The sequence below is a fragment of the Thalassobacillus sp. B23F22_16 genome (assembly GCF_043496955.1).
GTDB lineage: Bacteria > Bacillota > Bacilli > Bacillales > Halobacillaceae > Thalassobacillus > Thalassobacillus devorans_A.
In genome coordinates this window covers 58,883-81,874 of sequence record NZ_JBIEKD010000006.1, presented here as the reverse complement: position 1 = coordinate 81,874, position 22,992 = coordinate 58,883, and the positions used below count along the sequence as shown (strand labels likewise).

At 41.2% G+C, this 22,992-nt stretch carries 21 protein-coding genes and 1 other annotated feature; of the genes, 19 read left to right on the top strand and 2 right to left on the bottom strand.

Features of this window, described 5'->3' with window-relative positions:
• Positions 1–45: 45 nt before the first annotated feature.
• From ACGTNI_RS06935 to ACGTNI_RS06925, 3 genes are all read left to right on the top strand, one after another.
• Positions 46–849 (top strand): transporter substrate-binding domain-containing protein, encoded by an 804-nt coding sequence (locus ACGTNI_RS06935; RefSeq protein ID WP_394461068.1) that lies wholly within the window; start codon positions 46–48, stop codon positions 847–849.
• A gap of 152 nt (positions 850–1,001) precedes the next feature.
• On the top strand, positions 1,002–1,652 hold the full coding sequence (locus tag ACGTNI_RS06930) for an amino acid ABC transporter permease (protein ID WP_394461171.1): 651 nt from the start codon (positions 1,002–1,004) through the stop codon (positions 1,650–1,652).
• A 36-nt stretch (positions 1,653–1,688) separates the two neighbouring features.
• A complete protein-coding gene (locus tag ACGTNI_RS06925) occupies positions 1,689–2,411 on the top strand; it encodes an amino acid ABC transporter ATP-binding protein (RefSeq protein WP_394461169.1) in 723 nt (240 codons plus the stop codon).
• Positions 2,412–2,442: 31 nt separating this feature from the next.
• Here the strand turns inward: ACGTNI_RS06925 and ACGTNI_RS06920 are convergent, their stop codons facing one another.
• Positions 2,443–2,943, bottom strand: coding sequence for a LiaI-LiaF-like domain-containing protein (locus ACGTNI_RS06920; protein ID WP_394461066.1), 501 nt, complete (start codon positions 2,941–2,943; stop codon positions 2,443–2,445).
• Between the two features lie 231 nt (positions 2,944–3,174).
• On the opposite strand from ACGTNI_RS06920, the gene hemA reads away from it, so the two are divergent.
• The 8 genes from hemA to ACGTNI_RS06880 all read left to right on the top strand — a co-directional run bounded on the left by hemA (position 3,175) and on the right by ACGTNI_RS06880 (position 11,765).
• The gene (hemA, locus tag ACGTNI_RS06915; protein WP_394461064.1) at positions 3,175–4,548 is read left to right on the top strand and encodes a glutamyl-tRNA reductase; all 1,374 of its coding nucleotides are present in this window, start codon (positions 3,175–3,177) and stop codon (positions 4,546–4,548) included.
• Between the two features lie 17 nt (positions 4,549–4,565).
• Positions 4,566–5,384: a cytochrome c biogenesis protein gene (locus ACGTNI_RS06910; protein ID WP_085509026.1), complete on the top strand. Its 819-nt coding sequence runs from the start codon at positions 4,566–4,568 to the stop codon at positions 5,382–5,384.
• 18 nt (positions 5,385–5,402) lie between these two features.
• Positions 5,403–6,332, top strand: a complete 930-nt coding sequence (hemC, locus tag ACGTNI_RS06905; protein WP_394461062.1) for a hydroxymethylbilane synthase — start codon at positions 5,403–5,405, stop codon at positions 6,330–6,332.
• Complete coding sequence (locus ACGTNI_RS06900) at positions 6,332–7,099, top strand: uroporphyrinogen-III synthase (RefSeq protein WP_394461060.1); 768 nt, start codon at positions 6,332–6,334, stop codon at positions 7,097–7,099. Before hemC ends, ACGTNI_RS06900 begins: the two co-directional genes overlap by 1 nt.
• Before the next feature lie 7 nt (positions 7,100–7,106).
• Entirely contained in the window at positions 7,107–8,084 is a 978-nt protein-coding gene (hemB, locus tag ACGTNI_RS06895; RefSeq protein WP_394461058.1) for a porphobilinogen synthase, read from the top strand.
• 24 nt (positions 8,085–8,108) lie between these two features.
• Positions 8,109–9,407 carry a glutamate-1-semialdehyde 2,1-aminomutase gene (gene hemL / locus ACGTNI_RS06890; RefSeq protein ID WP_394461056.1) on the top strand — a complete coding sequence of 433 codons (1,299 nt, stop codon included), beginning with the start codon at positions 8,109–8,111 and terminating at the stop codon, positions 9,405–9,407.
• 192 nt (positions 9,408–9,599) lie between these two features.
• Positions 9,600–10,637, top strand: coding sequence for a stage VI sporulation protein D (gene spoVID / locus ACGTNI_RS06885; RefSeq protein ID WP_394461054.1), 1,038 nt, complete (start codon positions 9,600–9,602; stop codon positions 10,635–10,637).
• 78 nt (positions 10,638–10,715) lie between these two features.
• Positions 10,716–11,765, top strand: coding sequence for a phosphotransferase (locus tag ACGTNI_RS06880; protein ID WP_394461052.1), 1,050 nt, complete (start codon positions 10,716–10,718; stop codon positions 11,763–11,765).
• Here the strand turns inward: ACGTNI_RS06880 and ACGTNI_RS19915 are convergent.
• On the bottom strand, positions 11,722–11,910 hold the full coding sequence (locus ACGTNI_RS19915; protein ID WP_085509019.1) for a YszA family small membrane protein: 189 nt from the start codon (positions 11,908–11,910) through the stop codon (positions 11,722–11,724). The genes ACGTNI_RS06880 and ACGTNI_RS19915 overlap by 44 nt on opposite strands.
• A 124-nt stretch (positions 11,911–12,034) precedes the next feature.
• Positions 12,035–12,262: a binding site (T-box leader), on the top strand.
• 96 nt (positions 12,263–12,358) lie between these two features.
• Here ACGTNI_RS19915 and ACGTNI_RS06875 point away from each other — a divergent pair.
• The 8 genes from ACGTNI_RS06875 (at position 12,359) to ACGTNI_RS06840 (ending at position 22,989) form a co-directional block, all read left to right on the top strand.
• Positions 12,359–15,001, top strand: a complete 2,643-nt coding sequence (locus ACGTNI_RS06875; protein ID WP_394461050.1) for a valine--tRNA ligase — start codon at positions 12,359–12,361, stop codon at positions 14,999–15,001.
• 161 nt (positions 15,002–15,162) lie between these two features.
• Entirely contained in the window at positions 15,163–16,458 is a 1,296-nt protein-coding gene (locus ACGTNI_RS06870) for a bifunctional folylpolyglutamate synthase/dihydrofolate synthase (protein WP_394461048.1), read from the top strand.
• Between the two features lie 110 nt (positions 16,459–16,568).
• A complete protein-coding gene (locus tag ACGTNI_RS06865; RefSeq protein ID WP_394461046.1) occupies positions 16,569–18,293 on the top strand; it encodes a diguanylate cyclase in 1,725 nt (574 codons plus the stop codon).
• A gap of 156 nt (positions 18,294–18,449) precedes the next feature.
• Positions 18,450–19,205 carry a prepilin peptidase gene (locus ACGTNI_RS06860; protein WP_394461043.1) on the top strand — a complete coding sequence of 252 codons (756 nt, stop codon included), beginning with the start codon at positions 18,450–18,452 and terminating at the stop codon, positions 19,203–19,205.
• 159 nt (positions 19,206–19,364) lie between these two features.
• Entirely contained in the window at positions 19,365–20,276 is a 912-nt protein-coding gene (locus ACGTNI_RS06855; RefSeq protein ID WP_394461041.1) for a hypothetical protein, read from the top strand.
• A 184-nt stretch (positions 20,277–20,460) separates the two neighbouring features.
• Positions 20,461–21,030 (top strand): Maf family protein, encoded by a 570-nt coding sequence (locus tag ACGTNI_RS06850; RefSeq protein WP_394461039.1) that lies wholly within the window; start codon positions 20,461–20,463, stop codon positions 21,028–21,030.
• A 58-nt stretch (positions 21,031–21,088) separates the two neighbouring features.
• Complete coding sequence (gene radC, locus ACGTNI_RS06845; protein WP_394461167.1) at positions 21,089–21,760, top strand: RadC family protein; 672 nt, start codon at positions 21,089–21,091, stop codon at positions 21,758–21,760.
• 188 nt (positions 21,761–21,948) lie between these two features.
• Positions 21,949–22,989: a rod shape-determining protein gene (locus tag ACGTNI_RS06840; protein ID WP_062447045.1), complete on the top strand. Its 1,041-nt coding sequence runs from the start codon at positions 21,949–21,951 to the stop codon at positions 22,987–22,989.
• Positions 22,990–22,992: the final 3 nt, after the last annotated feature.

Here is a 22,992-nt window from a genome sequence, read left to right as displayed (position 1 = left end):
GAAGTTTACGAAAAAAGCTAATATAGAAGAGAGGATTTTGGGAATATGAAAAAATTATCCATATCTTTAGCAAGTGTATTAATGATCCTTCTGCTAGCCGCCTGCGGCTCGAGTGAATCGGAAGAAAATCAGAGTTCAGATTCACAAGGTGGAAGCGAATACAATTTAGTAGAAGATGGCAAGTTCACTTATGCTGCATCAGGAGAATTCAACCCCTTCAGCACCACATCTGCTTCCGGTGAAATGGAAGGTTTTGATATAGAAGTTGGCGATGCAATTGCAGAGGAGTTAGGTTTAGAACCTAACCAGCAGAAATTCAAGTTCGCTTCGATTGTAGAAGGTGTCAAAACCGGTCGTTTCGATGCCGCTGTAGCCAGCCACACCATTACCCCTGAACGTGAAGAGGAAGTAGATTTCTCCACCCCTTACTATTATTCAGGTGCCCAAGTCTTTGTGCGTCCCGATAGTGATGTAGAATCGCTGGATGACTTAGAAGGTAAAGAGATTGCCGTATCAAAAGGATCTACTTATGTTGAGTTCGCCAACCAGGTGACAGATAAAGTACAGAGCTATGATAGTGATGTTGTTGCCTTGCAATCGTTGGACAAAGGACGACATGATGCTGTCATCACTGATTTTTTAACTGGAAAAGAGGCTATTGGTAAAGGTTTGAATGTGGAAGGCAAAGAGATGATTGAGCGCAGTGAACAGGCTGTAGCTGTTGCCAAAGATAACGAAGAGCTTTTACAAGCTGTTAATGATGCGATCGATAAACTAAGGGAAGATGGAACGCTTAAGGAAATCAGTGAAGAATTTTTTGGAGAAGATATTACGACAAAACCAGAATGAAAAAATTAATAAAAGAGCACGCCGGGCGTGCTCTTTTTTACACTTTTACTCTGTTTTGAAAGTTAAAGTCTCCGAGCGACAACTACTTTCCTGGCGATTTATTAAGTTTTTCTAACTATTAGGAGGAGCTGAACGTTTTGTATTTGAACATCATCAACTTCGGTGAAGCATTAATTGAAAGCCGCAGTCTTTTTGCTGAAGCCGCATGGCTGACGCTGAAGCTTACGGCTGTCTCGATATTTATTGCTATATTTATTGGCTTATTTTTTGCTTTATTAAAAATCTCTAATATTAAAGTATTGGAATGGATTGCGAACTTTTATATATTTATTGTACGTGGAACCCCTTTAATTGTACAAATATTCGTATTCTATTACGGACTCACTGAAATAGCTATGATTTCAGGATTTTGGTCTGCGACATTAGGCTTGGCCTTCCATAATGGGGCTTATATTGCAGAAATTTTCCGGGGTTCGATACAATCGATCGGTAAAGGACAGAATGAAGCTGGCAGGTCGCTAGGCATGAATCGTTCACAAACGATGAAAAGAATTATATTGCCCCAGGCCTTCCGCCGAGCCTTACCCCCTTTAGGAAACCAGTTTATTATCGGTTTGAAGGACTCTTCTCTTGCAGCATTCATCGGTTTAAATGAAATCTTCGGAGCTGCCACAACAATGGGCTCCAATACATTTGATTACATGACATGGCTGTTGGTAAGTGCGGTCTACTACTTGATTCTAGTATTCCTGCTGACTTTACTAGTATCATTCGTTGAAAAGAAAATGGCGGCAAGTGATTAACAGAGGAGGAACAAGAGCGTGTCTGAAGCTAGAGAAATGATTCGTGTAGAAAAATTGAATAAATCATTTGGTGATCTTCATGTTTTGAAAGATATCGATTTTACTGTAAAAGAAAGTGAAGTAGTAGTTCTGATTGGAGCGAGTGGTTCAGGAAAAAGTACGTTACTTCGGTGTTTGAATTACTTGGAATTGAAAAATGACGGTAAAATAATCCTCGAGGGAAAAGAAACAGACCCGAAAAGAGATGATTTGAATAAGGTAAGGCAGAAAGTAGGGATGGTCTTTCAACATTTTAACCTGTTCCCTCACAAAACAGTTTTAGAAAATGTAATCGAAGCACCTACACAAGTGAAGAAAATCAAAAAATCCCAGGCCATCGAAGAAGCAGAAATCTTATTGAATAAAGTAGGCTTAGCGGACAAAGCGGATGATTACCCTTCCCGACTTTCCGGAGGTCAAAAACAACGAGTGGCGATTGCCCGTGCGTTAGCGATGAAACCAGATATCATGCTATTTGATGAACCGACTTCCGCCTTAGATCCTGAACTTGTTGGTGAAGTACTTGCTACCATGAAGGAGCTTGCAAAGGAAGGGATGACGATGGTCGTTGTAACCCATGAAATGGGGTTTGCCCGTGAAGTAGCGGATAAGGTAGTATATATGCATGACGGACGAATCGTTGAAGAAGGAGAACCGAATCAATTGTTTGATCATCCACAAGAACAGCGGACACAAGAATTTTTGAGTTCTATCTTATAAATAAAATCCCGGGCAACTAGCGCCCGGGATTTTATTTTTTTCTTTTATTTTTATCATTCTTTCTTAAGAGGAATAAACCAATAATAATTAAAGCGATAGACCAAAATTGCTCGATTAAGGCAAATAGCTGATAGATCCAATGAAACCACCCTGGATTGACCGGGGAAAATAAGGCGAAAAGACCGAGGAGTACTAACAACAGTCCTGGTATCAACCCCTGCTTTGTTTTATTAGAACGCATTACGAACGCAGAACCAATAATCAGGGGATATACTCCCCAATGATCCAGCCAAAAATGGTAAGTAGTAAGCCCGTGGAAATGTATTCCGAATCCTAACAATACAGCACCCACAAAAATATTATGGTAGTCATTCGTAATATAGCTATGTAGTAAAAAAGAAATGCCGATAATCATCAAAATTGTCGGCCAGGAATAAAAATCAGTTAACAGGGGAATATGTAACTGTTGCAGCAAAAAATAGGCACCTAGACCGATTAATAGGAAACCTGTAAGTGTGTTTTGTTTTTTCATGCAAAGCCTCCCTTTACATATGTCGAATTCTTGCGTATATACCACGGTTGTGGTACATTACAGTCGGGTTTGATTTGTTTACGAAGGAATTACAATTAATTATCTTTTATTTAATCCTATCATAGAGTTTCAAATTCTGTTCACAATTTCCAATAGTTAGCCCTATTTCTCATGTTATAATGTACTTTATAAAATACTGCTCGTCAGGAAAGTTTTTTGGGGGTAGATGATATGCACATTTTAGTTGTCGGCGTAAATTATAAAACAGCCCCAGTAGAAGTCAGGGAAAAACTCACGTTTTCTGAAAATCGCATTTCCGAAGCCATGGTTGAATTGAACCAGCGGAAGAGTGTGTTAGAAAACGTGATTATTTCCACATGTAATCGAACGGAAATTTATGCCGTCGTTGATCAACTTCATACCGGTCGCTATTATATCAAGCAATTCTTGTCTGATTGGTTTGAGGTGGAGAAAGAAAGCTTCTCTCCTTATTTGTCCATTTATGAAGGCGATGGTGCCATGGAGCACCTCTTGCGTGTAACCTGCGGCTTGGATTCTATGGTTCTTGGCGAAACGCAGATTCTTGGTCAAATGAAGCAGGCCTTCCTACAAGGACAAGATGCCAAAACTACCGGCACCATTTTCAACCAATTATTCAAGCAGGCGGTAACACTTGCGAAACGCTCGCATAAAGAAACAGAAATTGGAGAAAATGCGGTGTCTGTCAGTTACGCCGCGGTCGAACTTGCCCGGAAAATCTTTGGTGACCTTGTTAATAAACATGTTGTCATTTTAGGTGCAGGTAAAATGGGTGAGCTTGCTGCTAAGAACCTGCAAGGATCCGGTGTGAAACAGGTTACTGTAATTAATCGAACGCTTGCAAAAGCACAAGTAGTTGCCGACCAGTTTAATGGAGAAGCTAAAACGATTGACGACTTGTCAGAGACATTGAAGGATGCGGATATTCTAATCAGTTCTACTGGTTCTAAAGAGTATGTGATCACCCAGGAAGTAATGGCTCCTATCCAGAAAGCCCGGAAAGGGAAACCGTTATTCCTGGTAGACATTGCGGTACCTCGTGATCTTGATCCGTCTATGGAATCTTTAGAAAGTGTATTCTTATATGACATTGATGATCTTCAAGGAATTGTTGATGCTAACCTGGCTGCAAGACAAAAGGCTGCAGAAGTTATCGAAATCATGATTGAAGAAGAGATCATTGCGTTTAAGGAATGGTTGCAGACGATTGGGGTAGTACCAGTCATATCCGCTTTAAGAAATAAAGCGTTATCGATCCAATCCGAAACAATGAAAAGCATTGAACGTAAAATGCCTGATTTGACTGAGCGTGAAAAGAAAGTGTTGAATAAGCACACGAAGAGCATTATCAATCAGATGTTGAAAGAGCCTATTTTGCAGGCTAAAGAACTGGCAGCTCAACCGAATGCAGATGAGTCATTGCAACTGTTCATGCAAATATTCGGTATTGAAGAGCAAGTGCAGAATGAAATCCAGGAACAGCAAAAGAGAGAAAATAAAGTGGTGTCCCTGGACCGTAATGGGGAACTATCCTTTCCTGCCATAAAAAATGCTTCCACACACTAGTAAGGAAGGATAACTATATGCTTGATGTGAAATGGCTTTATGAGTTTATTATTTTCATTTATGCTCTAAGTGTAATAGGCTATTTTATCGATTTCATTCAACAAAACCGGAAGGCGAACCTTGCAGCCTTCTGGTTACTTAGTATGGTTTGGTCTTTACAAACCATTTTTTTATTAACACAAGTTTTTGTGAAAGATAATTTTCCAGTTATGAATGTCTACGATGGGTTATATTTTTATTCTTGGATTCTAGTCACTTTTTCATTGGTCATTAACCGCTTGTACCGGGTAGACTTTCTCGTATTTTTCACAAATGTGGTTGGTTTCTCAGTCATGCTGCTTCACATCACTACGAAAGCTCGAGCTGACCTAGTAGAACAAGGGATCCGTTTTGTTGATGAAATGCTTATTGCTCATATTACCTTAGCACTTATATCTTACGGTTTTTTCACTTTTTCCTTTATTTTTTCCTTAATGTACCTGCTGCAATACCGCTTGCTGAAAAAGAAAAAGTGGGATAAGCGGTTGTGGCGTTTGGGGGATTTATCCAAACTCGATCACTACTCTTACCTGGCAGTGACTGGCGGTGTCCCATTATTGTTATTGGCTGTTATTCTTGGTGTCGTATGGGGGTACAACTCAGGTGATGTTTTTTACTGGTATGACTCGAAGACAATGGGATCATTCATCGTATTATTCGTCTATATTATCTTTTTATTTTTAAGGATAGTGAAAGGGTATCAAGGCAGGTCGATAGCTGTGTACAATGCTGCAGCATTTTTGTTTTTGCTCGTTAACTTCTTTTTATTCGGTTCACTGTCGAACTTCCACTTTTAAGATTGAGGAGGCAATTTGGTGCGTAAAATTATTATAGGTTCAAGAAAAAGCAATTTAGCAATCACTCAAACGGAATGGGTTATCGAACAATTGAAAAAGGTGGAACCTGCCGCTGAATTTGAAATCAAGCGGATCTCAACAAAAGGAGATCAAATCCTGGATGTCACTCTATCAAAAGTTGGTGGCAAGGGGTTGTTTGTCAAAGAGATAGAAAAAGCAATGTATGAAGAAGAAATCGATATGGCTGTTCACAGTATGAAAGACATGCCCTCGGTCATTTCTGAAGGTTTGATGATCGCCTCTGTGCCAGAGAGAGAGGATCACCGGGATGCGTTTGTTTCTAATAATCATATTAAATTGAAGGACTTGCCCGCAGGGGCAGTTGTTGGGACAAGCAGTTTAAGAAGAGAATCGCAAATCCGTGCAGCCCGACCTGATCTGGAAGTTAAATGGATTCGCGGTAATATTGATACCCGTCTTAAAAAGCTGAGAGACGGTGAATTTGATGCGATTGTTCTCGCTGCGGCTGGTTTGAAGCGCATGGGCTGGAGTGATGACCTGGTAACTGAATATTTGGATAAAGATGTTTGTGTACCCGCAGTCGGTCAAGGTGCTCTTGCCATTCAAACAAGAGAATCTGACAAAGAGTTACGTGAATTACTATCTAAAATCAATGACAGTTATACGGAAAAAACAGTAGCAGCAGAACGTAAGTTTCTTCACGACTTAAATGGTGGGTGCCAAGTACCAATCGGCGGGTATGCCTACCTCGATAAAGATGAAATTGTTTTGACTGCGCTTGTAGCTACTCCGGATGGCGAAACCATTCTGAAGGAGACTTTCAAAGGTACCGACCCAATCGAGGTAGGAAAAGAAGCGGCTGATCATTTGAAACAGTACGGAGCTCAGAAAATCGTAGATGATGCGAAAGAGGAGCTGGATCAATAATGGGGGCACTGACGGGTAGAAAAATACTTGTCACCCGGGCTAAAAATCAGGCCGGCTCATTTTCATATAAAGTCAGGCAAGCAGGTGGGACCCCGATAGAGGTCCCGCTGCTTCATTTTGCTTTACGTGATAACCAAGAAAATAAGCGGTATGTAGAACAACTTCACGAATACGCTTGGATATTTTTTACAAGCTCTAACGGCGTGAAGTTTTTTTTCGAATTATGGGGTGAGAAAGCTCCATGGCCAACTAATCTAAAGGTGGGGGCAGTAGGGGAGAAAACGGAAAAGATGCTGAACAACTATGGCGTCCGCGCAGACTTCGTTCCCAGTACATATACCGCAGAAGTGATGGCCGATGAATTTTTAGGCACCTTCCATGACCCTGGTCCCACTTTATTAGTTCGGGGAAATTTATCACGTGATGTATTGCCCGAAGCACTGAAAGGGCATGTCTTTTTCCAATCAATGACTGTGTATGATACGCTATTAACGAAGGATCATAGACCATTAACGGAAACGTTGGAACACATTCCATTTGACGCTTATACGTTTACAAGCCCTTCAACAGTGGAAGCATTTATCCGCTTGTCCCATACCCACAAGGATTTTAAAACATTTCTCTCAGTTCCTTGTGTTTGTATAGGCCCTACGACCGAAAAAAAAGCTAAACAGGAAGGGTTTCTTAACGTCCTGATGCCTGAAGGACATTATACGACGGAAGGCATGACAGAACTTATGGAAAGTTATTTCAGTGAGAAAGGATAAGATTTAGATGAACAGTAATGGCTTTAAAAGACATCGCCGCCTGAGGCGTACGGACTCCCTCCGTGCGTTAGTCAGAGAAACTAAAATAACCAAAGATGATCTCATTTATCCTATTTTTGTTGTAGAAGGGGAAGGAATCAAAAAAGAGGTTGCCTCCATGCCCGGAGTATTCCATATTTCCCTGGATTATCTGACTGAAGAAATGAAAGAGCTGGAGGCAAAAGGAATCCGTTCGGTTATTGTGTTTGGTGTACCTCATGATAAGGATTCTCAAGGCTCTCAGGCTTATTGTGAACATGGTATTGTACAGGAAGCGATCAGGAAAATTAAGAAGGACGTTCCTTCACTTACGGTAATTGCTGATACGTGTCTCTGTCAGTACACGGATCATGGCCATTGCGGTCTTGTGGAGAACGGGGAAGTTTTAAATGACCCTTCCTTAGAGCTATTAGTCAAAACTGCTATCAGCCAGGCTGAATCCGGTGCTGACATCATCGCTCCTTCAAACATGATGGATGGTTTTGTCGCTGCGATAAGAGAAGGATTGGATGAAGCTGGCTACAGTCAGATACCGATCATGTCCTATGCTGTGAAATACGCGTCGGCTTTCTATGGCCCGTTCCGGGATGCTGCTCATAGTTCCCCTCAATTCGGTGACCGTCGGGCATACCAGATGGATCCTGCCAACCGATTGGAAGCCATGCGAGAAGCGGAGTCTGATATGGAAGAAGGCGCCGACTTCCTTATTGTCAAGCCGGCCTTATCGTATATGGATATCATGCGGGAAGTGAAAGACCGTTTCAATGCTCCTCTTGTTGCTTATAATGTCAGTGGAGAATATTCCATGATCAAAGCAGCAGCGATGAATGGATGGGTCAATGAGCAGGAAATTGTCATGGAGAAATTGACCTCAATGAAACGTGCTGGTGCCGATTTGATCATCACTTACTTTGCTAAGGATGTAGCAGACTGGCTGAATGAATAAATATTTCCAAGGTGGTGCGTAGCAATGAAAAAATTTGATCGTTCAATTGAAGCCTATAAAGAAGCCGAGCAGTTGATGCCGGGTGGAGTAAATTCACCGGTACGTGCTTTTAAATCTGTAGATATGAACCCTGTATTTATGGAACGTGGAAAAGGGTCAAAAATTTACGATATCGATGGAAATGAATATATTGATTATGTATTAAGCTGGGGACCTTTGATTCTTGGTCATGCAGATGACCGTGTCGTAGAACAGCTTAAATCGATTACAGAGTTAGGGACCAGCTTTGGTGCCCCGACACAAATTGAAAATAAGCTTGCTCAATTAGTGATCGATCGTGTCCCTTCTATTGAAATGGTGAGAATGGTAAATTCAGGAACTGAGGCTACTATGAGTGCGCTCCGTGTTGCAAGAGGTTACACGGGCAGGAACAAAATATTAAAATTTGAAGGAAACTATCACGGACATGGGGATTCTCTCCTGATTAAAGCAGGTTCAGGAGTAGCTACACTTGGATTGCCTGATTCTCCAGGGGTTCCTGAGGGTATCGCCAAAAATACGATTACCGTGCCGTATAACGACCTGGAAAGTGTCCGTTATGCATTTGAACAATTTGGTGATGATTTGGCAGCAGTAATTGTCGAACCTGTAGCTGGAAATATGGGGGTCGTCCCTCCACAGAGTAGTTTCCTTCAGGAGCTTCGCCAAATTACAGAAGATAATGGAACTGTATTGATTTTTGATGAAGTAATGACCGGGTTCCGGGTTGGATACAATTGTGCTCAGGGCCACTTTGGTGTAACGCCTGATATGACATGCCTCGGCAAGGTCATCGGTGGTGGACTTCCTGTTGGAGCATACGGCGGCAAAAAAGAAATTATGGAGCGAGTTGCACCTACAGGTGATATTTATCAGGCGGGTACACTGTCTGGGAATCCATTAGCGATGACAGCAGGATACGAAACATTAAAAGCGATGGATCAGGCTGCTTATGAAGCGATCAATGAAAAAGTGGACCGGTTAATTCAAGGCTTTACCGATGCAGCATCCGAACATGATATACCGTTCACTGTCAATCGTGCGGGATCTATGGTAGGTTTTTTCTTCAATAACGAAGAGGTTTACAACTTTGAAACAGCCAGCTCTTCTGATTTGGACTTCTTTGCAAAGTATTATCGCGGGATGATTGAAGAAGGCATCTTCTTACCTCCTTCCCAGTTTGAAGGCTTATTCCTATCCACTGCCCATAGCGATGAAGATATTGAAAAGACAATCGAAGCAGCTGAAAAAGTGTTTGCTGACAACAGTAGAAAAAATAATTGATTACCTTTGGCTTAATAAGGCACTATACGGCATAGATTGAAAAGACTTAGAGGAAACATACTCTAAGTCTTTTTATATTTATTTTTCTACCAATCTTTGATAAGGGTTTTCTTTTTGTTTCGTATATTTTTTCTCTTTGGCGCATAAAGTGGAACAGAGATGAAGTTGCGTGACAAGGGAGGAGGAAAGTACGTGACTAATGATAATAAGAATGTGTTTTCTTTTTATTTAGACGAATCGCTATGGTTTGAAAGGGGACAGGAAGTCAAAGAACTGATGGGGATTTCACTTGACCCGGAAATAGTCATTCATCCTTTAGAGGAAACGGTGTTGATTCAAGGGACCATCGACCTGACAGGTGAATATTTTACAAAGCCTGAGGAAGAAGCAGAAGCGGAAACGGTAGCGCCTTTTCCTTCCAGAAAATTAATGGAAAGAGTGGAACATGAAGAGGAAGGTGCGAGTCAATTCCATCATCGTTTTCCGGTAGAGGTTTCAATCCCAAGGGACCGTGTGGCGAACGTCGACGATGTATCGGTAAGTATTGATGTGTTTGATTATGAATTGCCGTCTGCAAATCAGTTAAAGCTTCATGCAACAGTTGCGATACACGGTATTGAGGAAGCTGAAAGGGACAAGGAGGAGGATACAGAGGCAGAAGAAAGAGGAGAAAACAGTGAGAATTGGGATCAGTCCTATCAATTCGAGGTGGATTATCCTGATAATGACCAATCCTCTTCATCCTTATCCGAAACAGTCACGAGTAATGAGATTGCTTCACAGGAAGACGAACAAGAGGATTTACCAGCAGAATCTTCTAGCAGTAATCGTTGGAAATATAAACAAGTGCAAACTCTTTCGGAGTTTTTCAATCATGGAAATACAACAGAAGACCAAGATGAAGAGGATGATCCAAATCCGTCGCCTTCCTACGAGGCTTCACCATCTTATGTGGAAGTAGATCAGGATTGGAATGATGACGACGATACGGAATATCCTTCGCCTGATTCTCCCGAACGTAATATAGGGAATCAATTGCTGTTCAGTATGTTCGAAGACCGGGAAGAAACGTACACGAAAATGAAAATGTGTATTGTGCAGGAAGAAGATACACTGGAAACGATTGCAGATCGCTACCAAATTTCTATTACTCATTTAACGAAAGTGAATAATGTGTTTGAAGACGATCTTACACCTGGCAAGATTATATATATTCCTTCGCAATCATAATAAAGGATGCTAAAGGCTGTCGAGGAAGAATTTATTTCTTCCAAGGCAGCCCCATCTGTTTTCAGGGAGGGAACTTTTTTGGAAGAGATTCATAATTTCATCCACAGCTATGGAATATCTGGTTATCATATCCGGCAGGTGACTGACAAATTGCACCGGGTGGAGACTGATAATGGCGTGTTCGCGTTTAAGCAATCCCGCTATCATTCGAATGAAGAAGATAAGTGGAGGCCGATTATAAACTGGTTGGAAGTGAACGGGAAGAACTTTGCTCCCCCATTTGCACATACCAAAGGTGGCATGCCCTATGTGTTAGGACGGAGTCACATCTATTATTTGACCCCATGGGTAGAGCATACGAAGGATGAATACCCAAGTCATGATATTGAAAGTTTTTTCCGTAGTCTTGGCACCTTACACAAACAATCGAAACAAACCCAATCTGATAATCAAGGGTATATCGAATATTTGTGGCAAAAAAAAGAAGCAGGCATCCAGGCACACCAACTTCTTCTGGAGCACATAGAAGCTTTTGAAAAGCGTCACTACATGCCTCCACTTGGACTCGCCGTATGTTCACAGTATAAACAAATCCATTACACATTGGAATTCATGAAAGAACTATATCAGGAGCTTCCTGAACGAGATCGTTTACCTGATAACTTACCCCACGTGATCAATCATGGTAATTTAAAGAATGATCACATTATTCAATATCATGGTCATAGTTATTTTTTGAATTGGGAGCAAATGTTTTTTGGTCCTCCCATGTTAGACTTGAGCAGGTTTTTTTTGAATGATTTCCGATTTCATGACAGCCCTGTTGAAGAATATAAGAAAAAGTTTTCTGTTTATGAACGTTTGTACGGAATAACCAATCAGGAACGTTTGCTTTTAGCCATCCACCTTATTGATCCACATCATTATTTCACGCGCTTGGATCGTCTATTAAGGGAGGAAAGGTCAAGTGAGCTTGAAAAGGTACAAAAATTAGAAAAGAGCTTCAGACGCATTGTCTATGGTCGTTTGATCGCTGAATCTCTCTTCAATACTTTTCAAGCCCAGCAACTAAAGGATAATGAATCTAAATCCACTCCAGATGAAAAGCAAGGAAAATCCCAAGAATAATCCCAAGCAACAATACATCAAAGGTAGTTGGGAAGAGAAGGGTGCGCAGCAGTTGGAAAATGGCCAGTGGCAGCATCGCTTTTTCAATGATGTAGAGCCATCTTCGACACCAGGGTGGCAGGCGGTAGCGGTACAGTCTGCTCATTTATAAATCACCTCTTTAGTATAAAATATGAAGAATCGGCTAAAATGATGAAAATGCGGATTTTTTAAGTAACAGTTGATTTTAAATACATTTCTCTATACAATATGAAATATAATTGAACACGTGAAATGCCTTGATGGGGAAGAGTACAGAATGCATCCCGACAGAGAGGAAAACAATTGCTGAAAGTTTTCCAGGATCATGCATACTGGAAGGTCGCCCCGGATGCAGCCCCTTTGAATAAAGTAGAAGGAGCCGGTTAGAAGCCGTTAACAAATCGAGTGCACAAGAAATCATTTTTTTCTTGTGAATAAAGGTGGTACCACGGAGATCAATCTCTTTCGTCCTTTTTGGATGATAGGGATTTTTTTATTTTTATTTAAAAAAAGTAACTTAAGGTGGCGCCCCGTGTATCTCTAGTCACGTAAATATAAGGAGGAAATGTACGATGAGTAATCAAGAAGTATCTTTACCGCCTAAATACGACCCGACCGCAGTTGAACAAGACAGGTATCAATATTGGGTAGATGGAAAGTTTTTCGAAGCAACCGGAGATAAATCGAAAGAACCTTATACGGTTGTCATACCACCGCCGAACGTAACAGGTAAATTACATCTCGGTCATGCATGGGATACGACGTTACAGGATATCGTTACACGAGTAAAACGAATGCAAGGGTACGATGTGCTATGGCTTCCTGGCATGGACCATGCAGGGATTGCAACTCAGGCAAAAGTAGAAGCAAAATTAAAGGAACAAGGGCAAACCCGCTATGATTTAGGCAGGGAAAAATTCCTTGAACAAGCATGGGGATGGAAAGAGGAATATGCAGATTTCATCCGTACACAGTGGGAGAAACTGGGACTTGGTCTTGATTATTCCAGAGAACGTTTTACTTTGGATGAGGGATTGTCGAATGCTGTTAAAGAAGTATTTGTAAAGCTGTATGAAAAAGACCTGATCTATCGTGGTGAATATATCATCAACTGGGACCCTGCTACGAAGACGGCTCTCTCTGATATTGAGGTCATTTATAAAGATGTCAAAGGTCATTTCTATCATATGAAATATCCATTAAGCGACGGGTCTGGTCATATAGAAATAGCAACGACTCGCCCGGAGACGATGCTGGGTGATACTGCAGTTGCTGTCCACCCTGAAGATGACCGTTATAAGCATTTGATTGGCAAGAAGGTTACGTTGCCTGTAATTGGACGTGAAATAGAAATAGTGGCTGATGATTATGTAGACATGGATTTTGGTTCTGGTGCGGTGAAAATCACTCCTGCTCATGATCCGAATGACTTTGAAATTGGCAACCGTCATAATCTGGAACGTATTTTAGTTATGAATGAAGACGGTTCAATGAATGTAAATGCTGGCAAATACCAGGGCATGGACCGATTCGAATGCCGGAAACAGCTGGTAAAGGATCTGCAAGAACAAGGTATTTTGTTTGACATAGAAGACCATGATCATTCCGTAGGTCATTCAGAACGAAGTGGTGCAGTTGTGGAGCCTTATCTTTCTACGCAATGGTTTGTGAATATGGAGCCGCTTGCAGAAGAAGCAATTAAATTACAGCAAGGCGAAGACAAAGTTCACTTTGTACCTGACCGTTTTGAAAAGACTTATCTCCATTGGATGGAAAATATTCGTGACTGGTGCATTTCCCGTCAACTATGGTGGGGTCACCGTATCCCGGCCTGGTATCATAAAGAAACAGGAGAAATTTATGTTGGCAAAGAAGCCCCAGAAGATGAAGAAAACTGGGAGCAGGATACGGACGTATTAGATACTTGGTTCTCCTCCGCGTTATGGCCATTTTCCACCATGGGCTGGCCGGATGAAAATAACGAAGACTTCCAGCGTCATTTTCCAACGAATGCATTAGTTACAGGTTATGATATTATCTTCTTCTGGGTTAGCCGAATGATTTTCCAGTCCATCGAATTTACAGGACGTCGTCCTTTCAAAGACGTGTTGATTCATGGTTTAGTCAGGGATGCGGAAGGCAGGAAGATGAGTAAGTCGCTTGGCAATGGTGTGGACCCAATGGATGTCATAGAGAAATATGGGGCAGATTCGCTTCGTTATTTCTTGTCCACTGGTTCCGCTCCAGGGCAGGATCTGCGTTTTCAATGGGAAAAAGTAGAATCGACCTGGAATTTCGTTAATAAAATCTGGAATGCTTCCCGTTTTGCGTTAATGAACATGGGTGGCATGAAATACGAAGAGATTGATTTATCAGGGGAAAAATCTGTAGCAGACGAATGGATTTTGACCAGGTTGAATCAGACAATCGAACAAGTAACTAAGAACATCGACCGTTATGAGTTCGGTGAAGCAGGCCGCCATCTCTACAATTTCATTTGGGACGAATTTTGTGACTGGTATATAGAAATGGCGAAACTGCCTCTGTATGGGGAGGACGAAGCAAAAATCAAAACGACACGTTCTGTGCTTGCTTATACGTTAGACAACATTATGAGAATGCTTCATCCATTCATGCCTTTCGTTACAGAAGAAATCTGGCAGCATTTGCCTCACGAAGGTGAATCCATCACACAAGCGTCCTGGCCGAGAGTAAATCCGACCTTTAATAACGATCGAGCGGTAGGAGAAATGGAACGGCTTGTCAATATCATTCGTGCTGTTCGTAACATCCGTGCCGAAGTGGATACGCCGATGTCAAAGGAAATCCAGTTGATGATCCAGACCAAAGATGAAGAAGTTGCACAAGAATTGGAAACGAATCGTCATTATTTGGAGCGGTTCTGTAATCCAAGCGATCTGACAATCGCAACCAGCATCAAGGCACCAGAAAAAGCGATGTCAGCGGTTGTAACCGGAGCAGAACTTTACTTGCCTTTGGCCGGTTTAATTAACATCGAGGATGAAATCAAGCGTTTAGAAAAAGAACGTGAAAAATGGGCGAAAGAAGTGGAACGAGTACAAAAGAAACTTTCTAATGAAGGTTTTGTCAAGAAAGCTCCCGAGCATGTAGTCGATGAAGAGCGTAAGAAAGAAAAGGATTATCTGGATAAACGGGAAAAAGTAGAAGCCCGAATCGAAGAGCTTAAAGCATAAATAGTTAAAAAGCTGAGGGTGTTCCTAATGGGGATGCCCTCTCTTTGTTATACTTTAAGAAATCGTAACCTTGTAAAAGTATTAAAGTATAACAAAAACTAAGACTTTGCCATAAGTACTTGGCGATAAGCCAAGTTTTTCTAATGAAAGGAGGAGCAATAATGACATATGAAGAAGCCATTACATGGATACATAGCCGTGAAAAATTCAAGATTAAACCAGGACTTAAGCGGATGGAATGGATGATGGATAGGTTAGGTCACCCGGAAAAGGATATCAATGCTATTCATATTGCTGGAACAAATGGTAAGGGGTCGACACTTTCTTTTTTACGGCATTTACTCGAAGATCAGGGCATGAACGTAGGTACATTTACCTCTCCTTACATCATTCATTTTAATGAACGAATCAGTGTAAATGGGAAAGCGATTAAAGATGAAGATTGGGTACATCTTGTGGAAACGATTAAACCATTGGCAGAAGAATTGGGAGTAACGCCTCTAGGAGAACCAACAGAATTTGAAGTAATCACTGCAATGGCGATTGTTTATTTTCAGAAAGCACAGCTTGATTTCGTAATTATGGAAACAGGTTTAGGAGGTCGGTTTGATTCAACGAATATTATTCAACCCGTTGTGGCTGCGATAACGAATGTCGGCTTGGACCATATGAATATTCTGGGAAATAGTTATGAGAAGATTGCTACGGAAAAGGCTGGGATCATTAAGAAACATGTCCCAGCGGTCACAGCAGTTGAAAACGATGCTGCTATCCATGTAATCGAGGAAAGAGCCAGAATGATGGAGACAGAACTGTATCGATTGAACAAAGAGTTCTTTGTAAAACACCACTATAGTAACGAAGAAGGGGAACATTTCACTTTCCATGCCAATCAATTTGATTCGAATGACCTAATAAGCCGAATGAAAGGTAGGCATCAGGAGAAAAATGCAGCAGTTGCTTTGCAAGTAATGGAGGTACTTAAGGAAAAAGGAGCACCTTTCAAACGTGAACATTACAGTAATAGTATTATGTCAACAAAGTGGCCGGGACGTTTTGAGCGAGTATGGAATAACCCGTTGGTCATTTTAGATGGAGCACATAATGAGGAAGGCACAAGTACACTCATGCGAACGATTGCTGAACATTATCCACACCAAAAAAAATACTTGCTCTATGCAGCACTTCAAGACAAACCAGTGACAGGCATGCTGCAACAATTAAAAGGAAATTTTACCTCCATCATATTCACTAGTTTTGATTTTCCTCGCGCCATGAATGGGAAAGCATTGCTAGATATTTATGGAGGGGAAAATTCGTTCGTGCAGGACAGTTGGGAACAGGCGCTCGATGATACGATAGATAAAATGGACGATAAGGATCTATTAATAGTGGCAGGCTCATTATATTTTATTTCGGATGTTAGAAAACACTTTGAACATAGGTCTAAGGTATGATAGTATTATAGTTATCTGAAAATTCCAGTCGTTGGAATTGCTTCTTTTGATTTCTTCATCATGAAAAACGGGAAAAATATAATAGATTTGATGCAGGGAGATGCATGGGGATGACGAAAGAGAAGAAGATAGCTATATGGCTGACTTGGTTGTTTATTTGGCCAATTAGCTTCTATGGATTATACCAGTATTGGGAACCGAGTTTTCAAAACATGATGGCGGATTTATTCTCTTTTGCCATACTAATAGGTATTGTTGCTTTATTTCCCTTGGTTTTCAAGGAAGGGCCAATATTTTTAATACAAGGAGTCAGTTTGGCTGTCTTCCTTTATTTTGGTTTATTTATCGAAGTGCTCTTGACCCAATTCGGTGTTGTTTTCCTCATGATAAAAATGCGTATATCCCGCCAGGATCTATACCGGCTCCCGTTGAATATGCTGGTTTTTTTAGTAACAAGTATCTCGGGTGCTGCCATTTACTACCTAATGGGAGGGCAGCATGGCAGTGAAGCATATCAAACTGTGTATGATATAATTCCGATTCTTGCCTACGCCCTGACCACTTTCGTTAGTAATCAGATATTGATCAAATTATTGGGCCTGTTTCTTATGAAGCGTCCCTTTCAATGGATTGACCGCGCAACTTTGTGGGAAATTTATACTACTCTGCTAATATTACCGGTAGGTTTTGTTTTATATAGATTATATGCTGATATGGGCCTGGCTGCTGTGTATTATGTAGGGATACCTTTCGCGTTTATATCAGCAATGATGATGCTTTATTATAAAAGCAGACAGCTCAATAGTTATTTGCAAAAAACAAGTGAAATCGGCCATGAATTGACAGGCCGTCTGAAGGAATCGGAAGTTATGGATTTGTTTATCAGCCGATTAGTAAAGCTATTGCCCATTGATTTTACCTATATTTACGATGTTATAGATCAGGAAAAATTAAAAATGACTCGCTTTTATAAGGCTCAGCAACAACAGAACATCCCGCAGTTCTTTTTAGAAAAAGGGGAAAGTGTCAGTGGTGCTGTGCTTCAACAAAGGAAAGCGTTACAATATCATCGTCGGGACCAATGGAAAAAACAGAATCGGGAAGGGATTCCGGAAGAAGGGGAAAGCCTGATTTCTTTACCTGTTTTCCGAAATGATGAAATTGTTTCGGTAATCACGGTAGTATCAAAAGAAAAGAGAACTTTTGAAAAATTTCAGTATATGATTGTTGATATACTATCCAATTATCTTGTCATTGCTATGGAAAATGCCAAAAACTATGAAGAAACGAAGAATCAAAGTGAACGTTGTCCGCTTACAAATTTATATAATTACCGCTACTTTGAAGAACAGCTGGAACAAACTTTTCAAATTCAGCAAAATATCAACAGACCTTTGTCGCTGATCTTATTAGACATCGATCACTTTAAATCAGTCAACGATACATATGGCCATCAAAGTGGGAACGAAGTTATTTGTACATTGGCGGACTGGCTTGTTGAAATGATTGGAGAGAAAGGTGTAGTAGCAAGATACGGAGGTGAGGAGTTTGTAATTATGCTTCCGAATTACTCTGTAGAAGAAAGTTTTCAGCTGGCAGATGAAGTGCGTAGAAAAATTGCTTCTAAGAAAATTATACTGCAGGAACACATGCTAGGGGACAAAGAGGAATCACTGGTGCTGACTGCCAGCATTGGGGTTGCTTCTTATCCCGAACATTGTGAACAGCCCCTGGAATTAGTTCGCCATGCTGACCGTGCCATGTACATGGGAGCTAAGCAAAAAGGCAGAAACAAAGTTGCCGTTTATCAAAGCAATAAAGCTTTAGCCGAGTGATTCGTCACTCGGCTATTTTTATAGTATTTTTGTACGGTTTATACAAAAGTTGGACCTGGTATCCGATATATAAAGTAGAAATGCCAACTTTCATCTAGCCCACAGCAGGTGATAGCTGATTTTTATTAAAATCACATTTTAAGAGGGGATGAACATATGGTAGTGGTTTTAGCAGTAATAATGTTTATGTTTGGAATTATATTTGGGTCCTTTTTTAATGTTGTTGGCCGGCGCATGCCGCAGGGGGAGAATTTCTCAACCTCTCGATCTTATTGCAACAGTTGCAGTCAAACCCTTAATGGCTGGGACATGATACCGGTTCTTTCCTATTTGGCACTTCGCGGCAGGTGCCGTTACTGTAAAGCAAAATTCTCCTTTTTATATCCGCTAACCGAATTATTGACAGGATTATTATTTGTTTCGAGCTTTTTAGTTTATGGGTGGGGTTACGAGTTAATCGGCGCCATCATATTAATTTCCTTAGGAATGATTATCCTGGTTAGTGATTTGGTATATATGATCATCCCCGATCGTTTATTATTATTCTACCTCCCACTGGTTATCCTCTTTCGAACTGTCTATCCTTTAGAGCCATGGTATTCATCTATCATAGGTGCCTTCATTGCCTTCCTTTTAATTTTTATAATTATTTTTATTACTCAAGGTGGGATGGGTTCAGGAGATATGAAGTTGTTTGGACTGCTTGGTTTTCTCTTAGGCTGGCAACAGGTATTACTAGTTTTTTTCCTCTCCATCTTAATTGGTGCAGTGATTAGCGTATTATTATTGAGTCTAAGAATCATTGATCGAAAGACTCCGGTTCCTTTCGGGCCCTATATTATAATTGCGGCGTTGATTACTTATTTTGCAGGCAGCGATATTATGGGCTGGTATGTGCTATTGGTATGGTAAAGGCTCTTTTGGCTTTATAAGAGCAATAGTATAAAATAAAACGAAGCAATATTAGACATAAATAGATGATTTTATTGCTAACCAGACGACACCGGTCGTCTGGTTTTTTGTCTGGGGTGTGGTAGATTGGATTCAAAGCCGGTAAAGGTGGTGGGATTATTGGACAAGCATCATAATAAGATATCTATCAGGATGAACGGGAAAGAGACTTTGATTCCCCGGGAAGATGAGAAAGCAATGGAAGAGGTGGTTTCTTCTAAAGAAGAACAGGCTGCTACAGCAGAAGTGTATGAATATGAACGGACAGAAGAACCAGCCAATGTGATCAAGCCGGAAGCTTGGAAAAAGCATCCCTATTATAAAAAGAAAAAGCGTAGGAAGAAGGTTTCCTCTCCGGTAAAGAAAATTCTTATTGTTGTCATGACTGCATTAATCTTCGGTCTTTTATTGGGGTTTTTGTTATTAAGAATGTTTGTTGGAATGACTGAGAATGATGGCGCATCGGCAAACAGTGGTGTATCACTGACCGAAGTAAACAGCGTTGGAACGACTAATACCGGTGCAGAGGAAAGTCAGACAATGATGGCACTTCCAGGCACAGATGCATATGTCGTACAAGCAGGATATTTTACTAGTACGGAGAAAGCTGAAGAGTGGAGCCAAAATTATACAGAGTATGGACATCCCACAGTTGTGTGGGAGCGTGATGGGAATGTCTTCTTATTTACAGGACTGGCTCCGGACTATGAGGCAGCTCAGTCAAAAGCATCTCCATTACAACAAGATGGACTGGAAACCTATGTAAAGACCTGGTCGGTTCCAAAAACAGAAAAAGTGAACAAGGAAAAAGCGGAACCCTTGAGTGGTTTCGCTGATTTATTCTCCGCCACTTTGAATGGGGAAAATAAGGGAGAGGGTTGGAAGCAGTTTGGCGAACGTTTGCCAAAAGAGGAAAACTTCATGGCGCTGAAAGATAATATTGCTGCCCTCGTGTCAGCAAGTGATTCTGTCCAACAAGATGTCCTGTTATTAGAAGTTTGGAAAAGCTATGAAGAAATACTCAAAAAATAGGTGCCTGCCACCTATTTTTTATTTTTAAGCTTATAACTAAACAACAAAACAGGGAAAACTTATAATGGAACATAGATAGTTGTTTAAAAAAGGAGAAGAAAAGGGATATATCCAGTTTTTATAATTGGTTTAAAGTTTACTACACTTATTAGAACCTCACAGTTTTATCAGGAAGGATGTAAGTATGAAGAACACATTAGTGTTAGGCTCAGGATCACCACGGAGAAAAGAATTGCTTGAACTGGCAGGTTACCGGTTTGAGGTAAGGACGAGCGATGCGGATGAATCCGTTGTTACGGAGAAAGATCCGGAAATCTTAGTAAAGAAGTTGGCAGAAGTAAAGGCGGATCATATTGTGGCTGATAACAATGAAATTTTGATAACAGCGGACACAGTAGTGAGTATCGACGGAAAGGTGTTAGGGAAGCCTGAATCAAAAGAGGAAGCCATCGAGACGCTCCGTCTGTTAAGTGGAAGGTCGCATGCCGTTCACACCGGTGTAATGATTCGCAGCAGCGAGAGTCATGAAGTATTTGCAGTCCGAACAGAAGTGGACTTCCTGGAACTCACTGAAACCGATATCATCCGTTACGTAGATACCGGGGATTCTTTCGATAAGGCGGGGAGTTATGGCATTCAAACGAAAGGAGCTTTGCTGGTCAAAGGTATCAAAGGTGACTACTATAACGTCGTAGGTCTGCCTATCGCTTGCCTTGCTCGAAAACTTGGCTCATTCAATATTTTCCCATCCTGATAAAGAAATGTGAGGATTAAAAGGAAAGGATGCGGAATAATTGTCAGAAGTCCAGGTGATGTTAAAAGATGTTCCTTTGGCCGATCGACCAAGGGAACGCATGCTTGAACATGGCTCCGGCCATTTATCCAATCAAGAACTAATTGCGATATTACTTGGAAGTGGATCAAAAAACGAGTCGGTGATGAATCTATCACAACGTCTGCTGATCCATTTCGAAGGTTTAGACCTTTTAAAGGACGCTACCATCGAAGAATTGACAGCTATAAAAGGAATCGGAACAGCAAAAGCAGTCCTCATTCAGGCAGCTTTAGAAATCGGAAAAAGAATTCATCAGATGAAGCCTCCGGAACGGTACGTCATTCGAAGCCCTGAGGATGGGGCCGATTTTGTTATGGAAGAGCTTCGAGGACTGAAACAGGAACATTTTATCTGTTTATTTCTTAATACTAAAAACCAGGTTCTCCATCGCCAGACGATTTTCATCGGCAGTTTGAATGCTTCAATCGTCCATCCCAGAGAAGTATATAAAGAAGCCGTCAAAAGATCGGCTGCTTCCCTTATCTGCATTCATAATCATCCCTCAGGCGACCCGACCCCATCGCAGGAAGATATTAATGTAACAAGACGGTTAGCAGAGTCCGGTAAAATGATCGGCATAGAATTACTGGATCATTTAGTGATCGGTGACCGTAAATTTGTCTCTCTCAAAGAAAAAGGATATTTGTAAGACTATCCATTTTCTATTTTTTTTCGTATAATTGAATAGATAGTGAACTCTAGCGCCTTTTTATAAGCTCGATCTTATAATAGGCGCTTCTTTCTCATGCTGCCGCTACGGTAAGGAGGCAGCTTCATTATCGGATTATCACACACAACTAGAATACCCTCAAGATAGAATAGAAAGGGAGATCCGTATTGGGTTTATTTGGTTTTTCACAAGATTTAGGAATTGATCTAGGAACAGCGAATACATTGGTTTTTATAAAAAATAAGGGAGTAGTGGTCCGCGAGCCATCGGTAGTAGCCAGAGACATTTCGACAGGGAACATCGAAGCTGTCGGGAATCCTGCAAGAAATATGATCGGCCGTACTCCTAGTAATATCTCAGTAGTGCGTCCCATGAAGGATGGGGTCATAGCTGATTACGACACAACAGCAGAGATGATGAAATATTATATCAATAAAGCGATGAAGAATAGATCCAGCTTTGCCAGAAAGCCGAACGTCATGATTTGTGTGCCATCAGGTATCACGATGGTCGAAGAACGAGCAGTAATTGATGCCACAAAGCAAGCAGGAGCAAAAGAAGCCTATCCGATTGCAGAACCGTTTGCTGCAGCTATCGGAGCTGGTCTGCCCGTGTGGGAACCGACGGGAAGTATGGTCGTCGATATTGGTGGAGGGACGACTGAAGTAGCAATAATCTCTTTAGGGGGCATTGTTACCTCCCAATCTATCAGATTAGCTGGAGATGAAATGGATGATGCTATCATCCAATATATTCGTAAACAATATAACCTGATGATCGGGGAGCGGACGGCGGAAAATATCAAGATGGAAGTAGGTGCTGCCGGGTCTGCCGATGAAGATAATGAAATGGACATAAGAGGAAGAGACTTATTGACAGGTCTTCCGAAAACGATCACGATCAATGCAGCAGAAATTGCCGGAGCCCTGAAGGATACGGTGGATGCCATTATTGATGCTGTTAAGAATACGTTAGAAAAGACACCACCAGAGCTGGCTGCAGATATTATGGATAGGGGAATCGTATTGACGGGTGGCGGTGCCTTGTTAAAAAATATCGATCAGGTTATCAGTGATGAAACAAAAATGCCTGTTTTCATAGCCGATGATCCACTGGATTGTGTTGCGATTGGTACGGGGAAATCTTTGGAATACATTCACCATTTTAAGTCACAGCCGAATGTGGCTTCCCGGGCTAGAATGGAGTAGTTG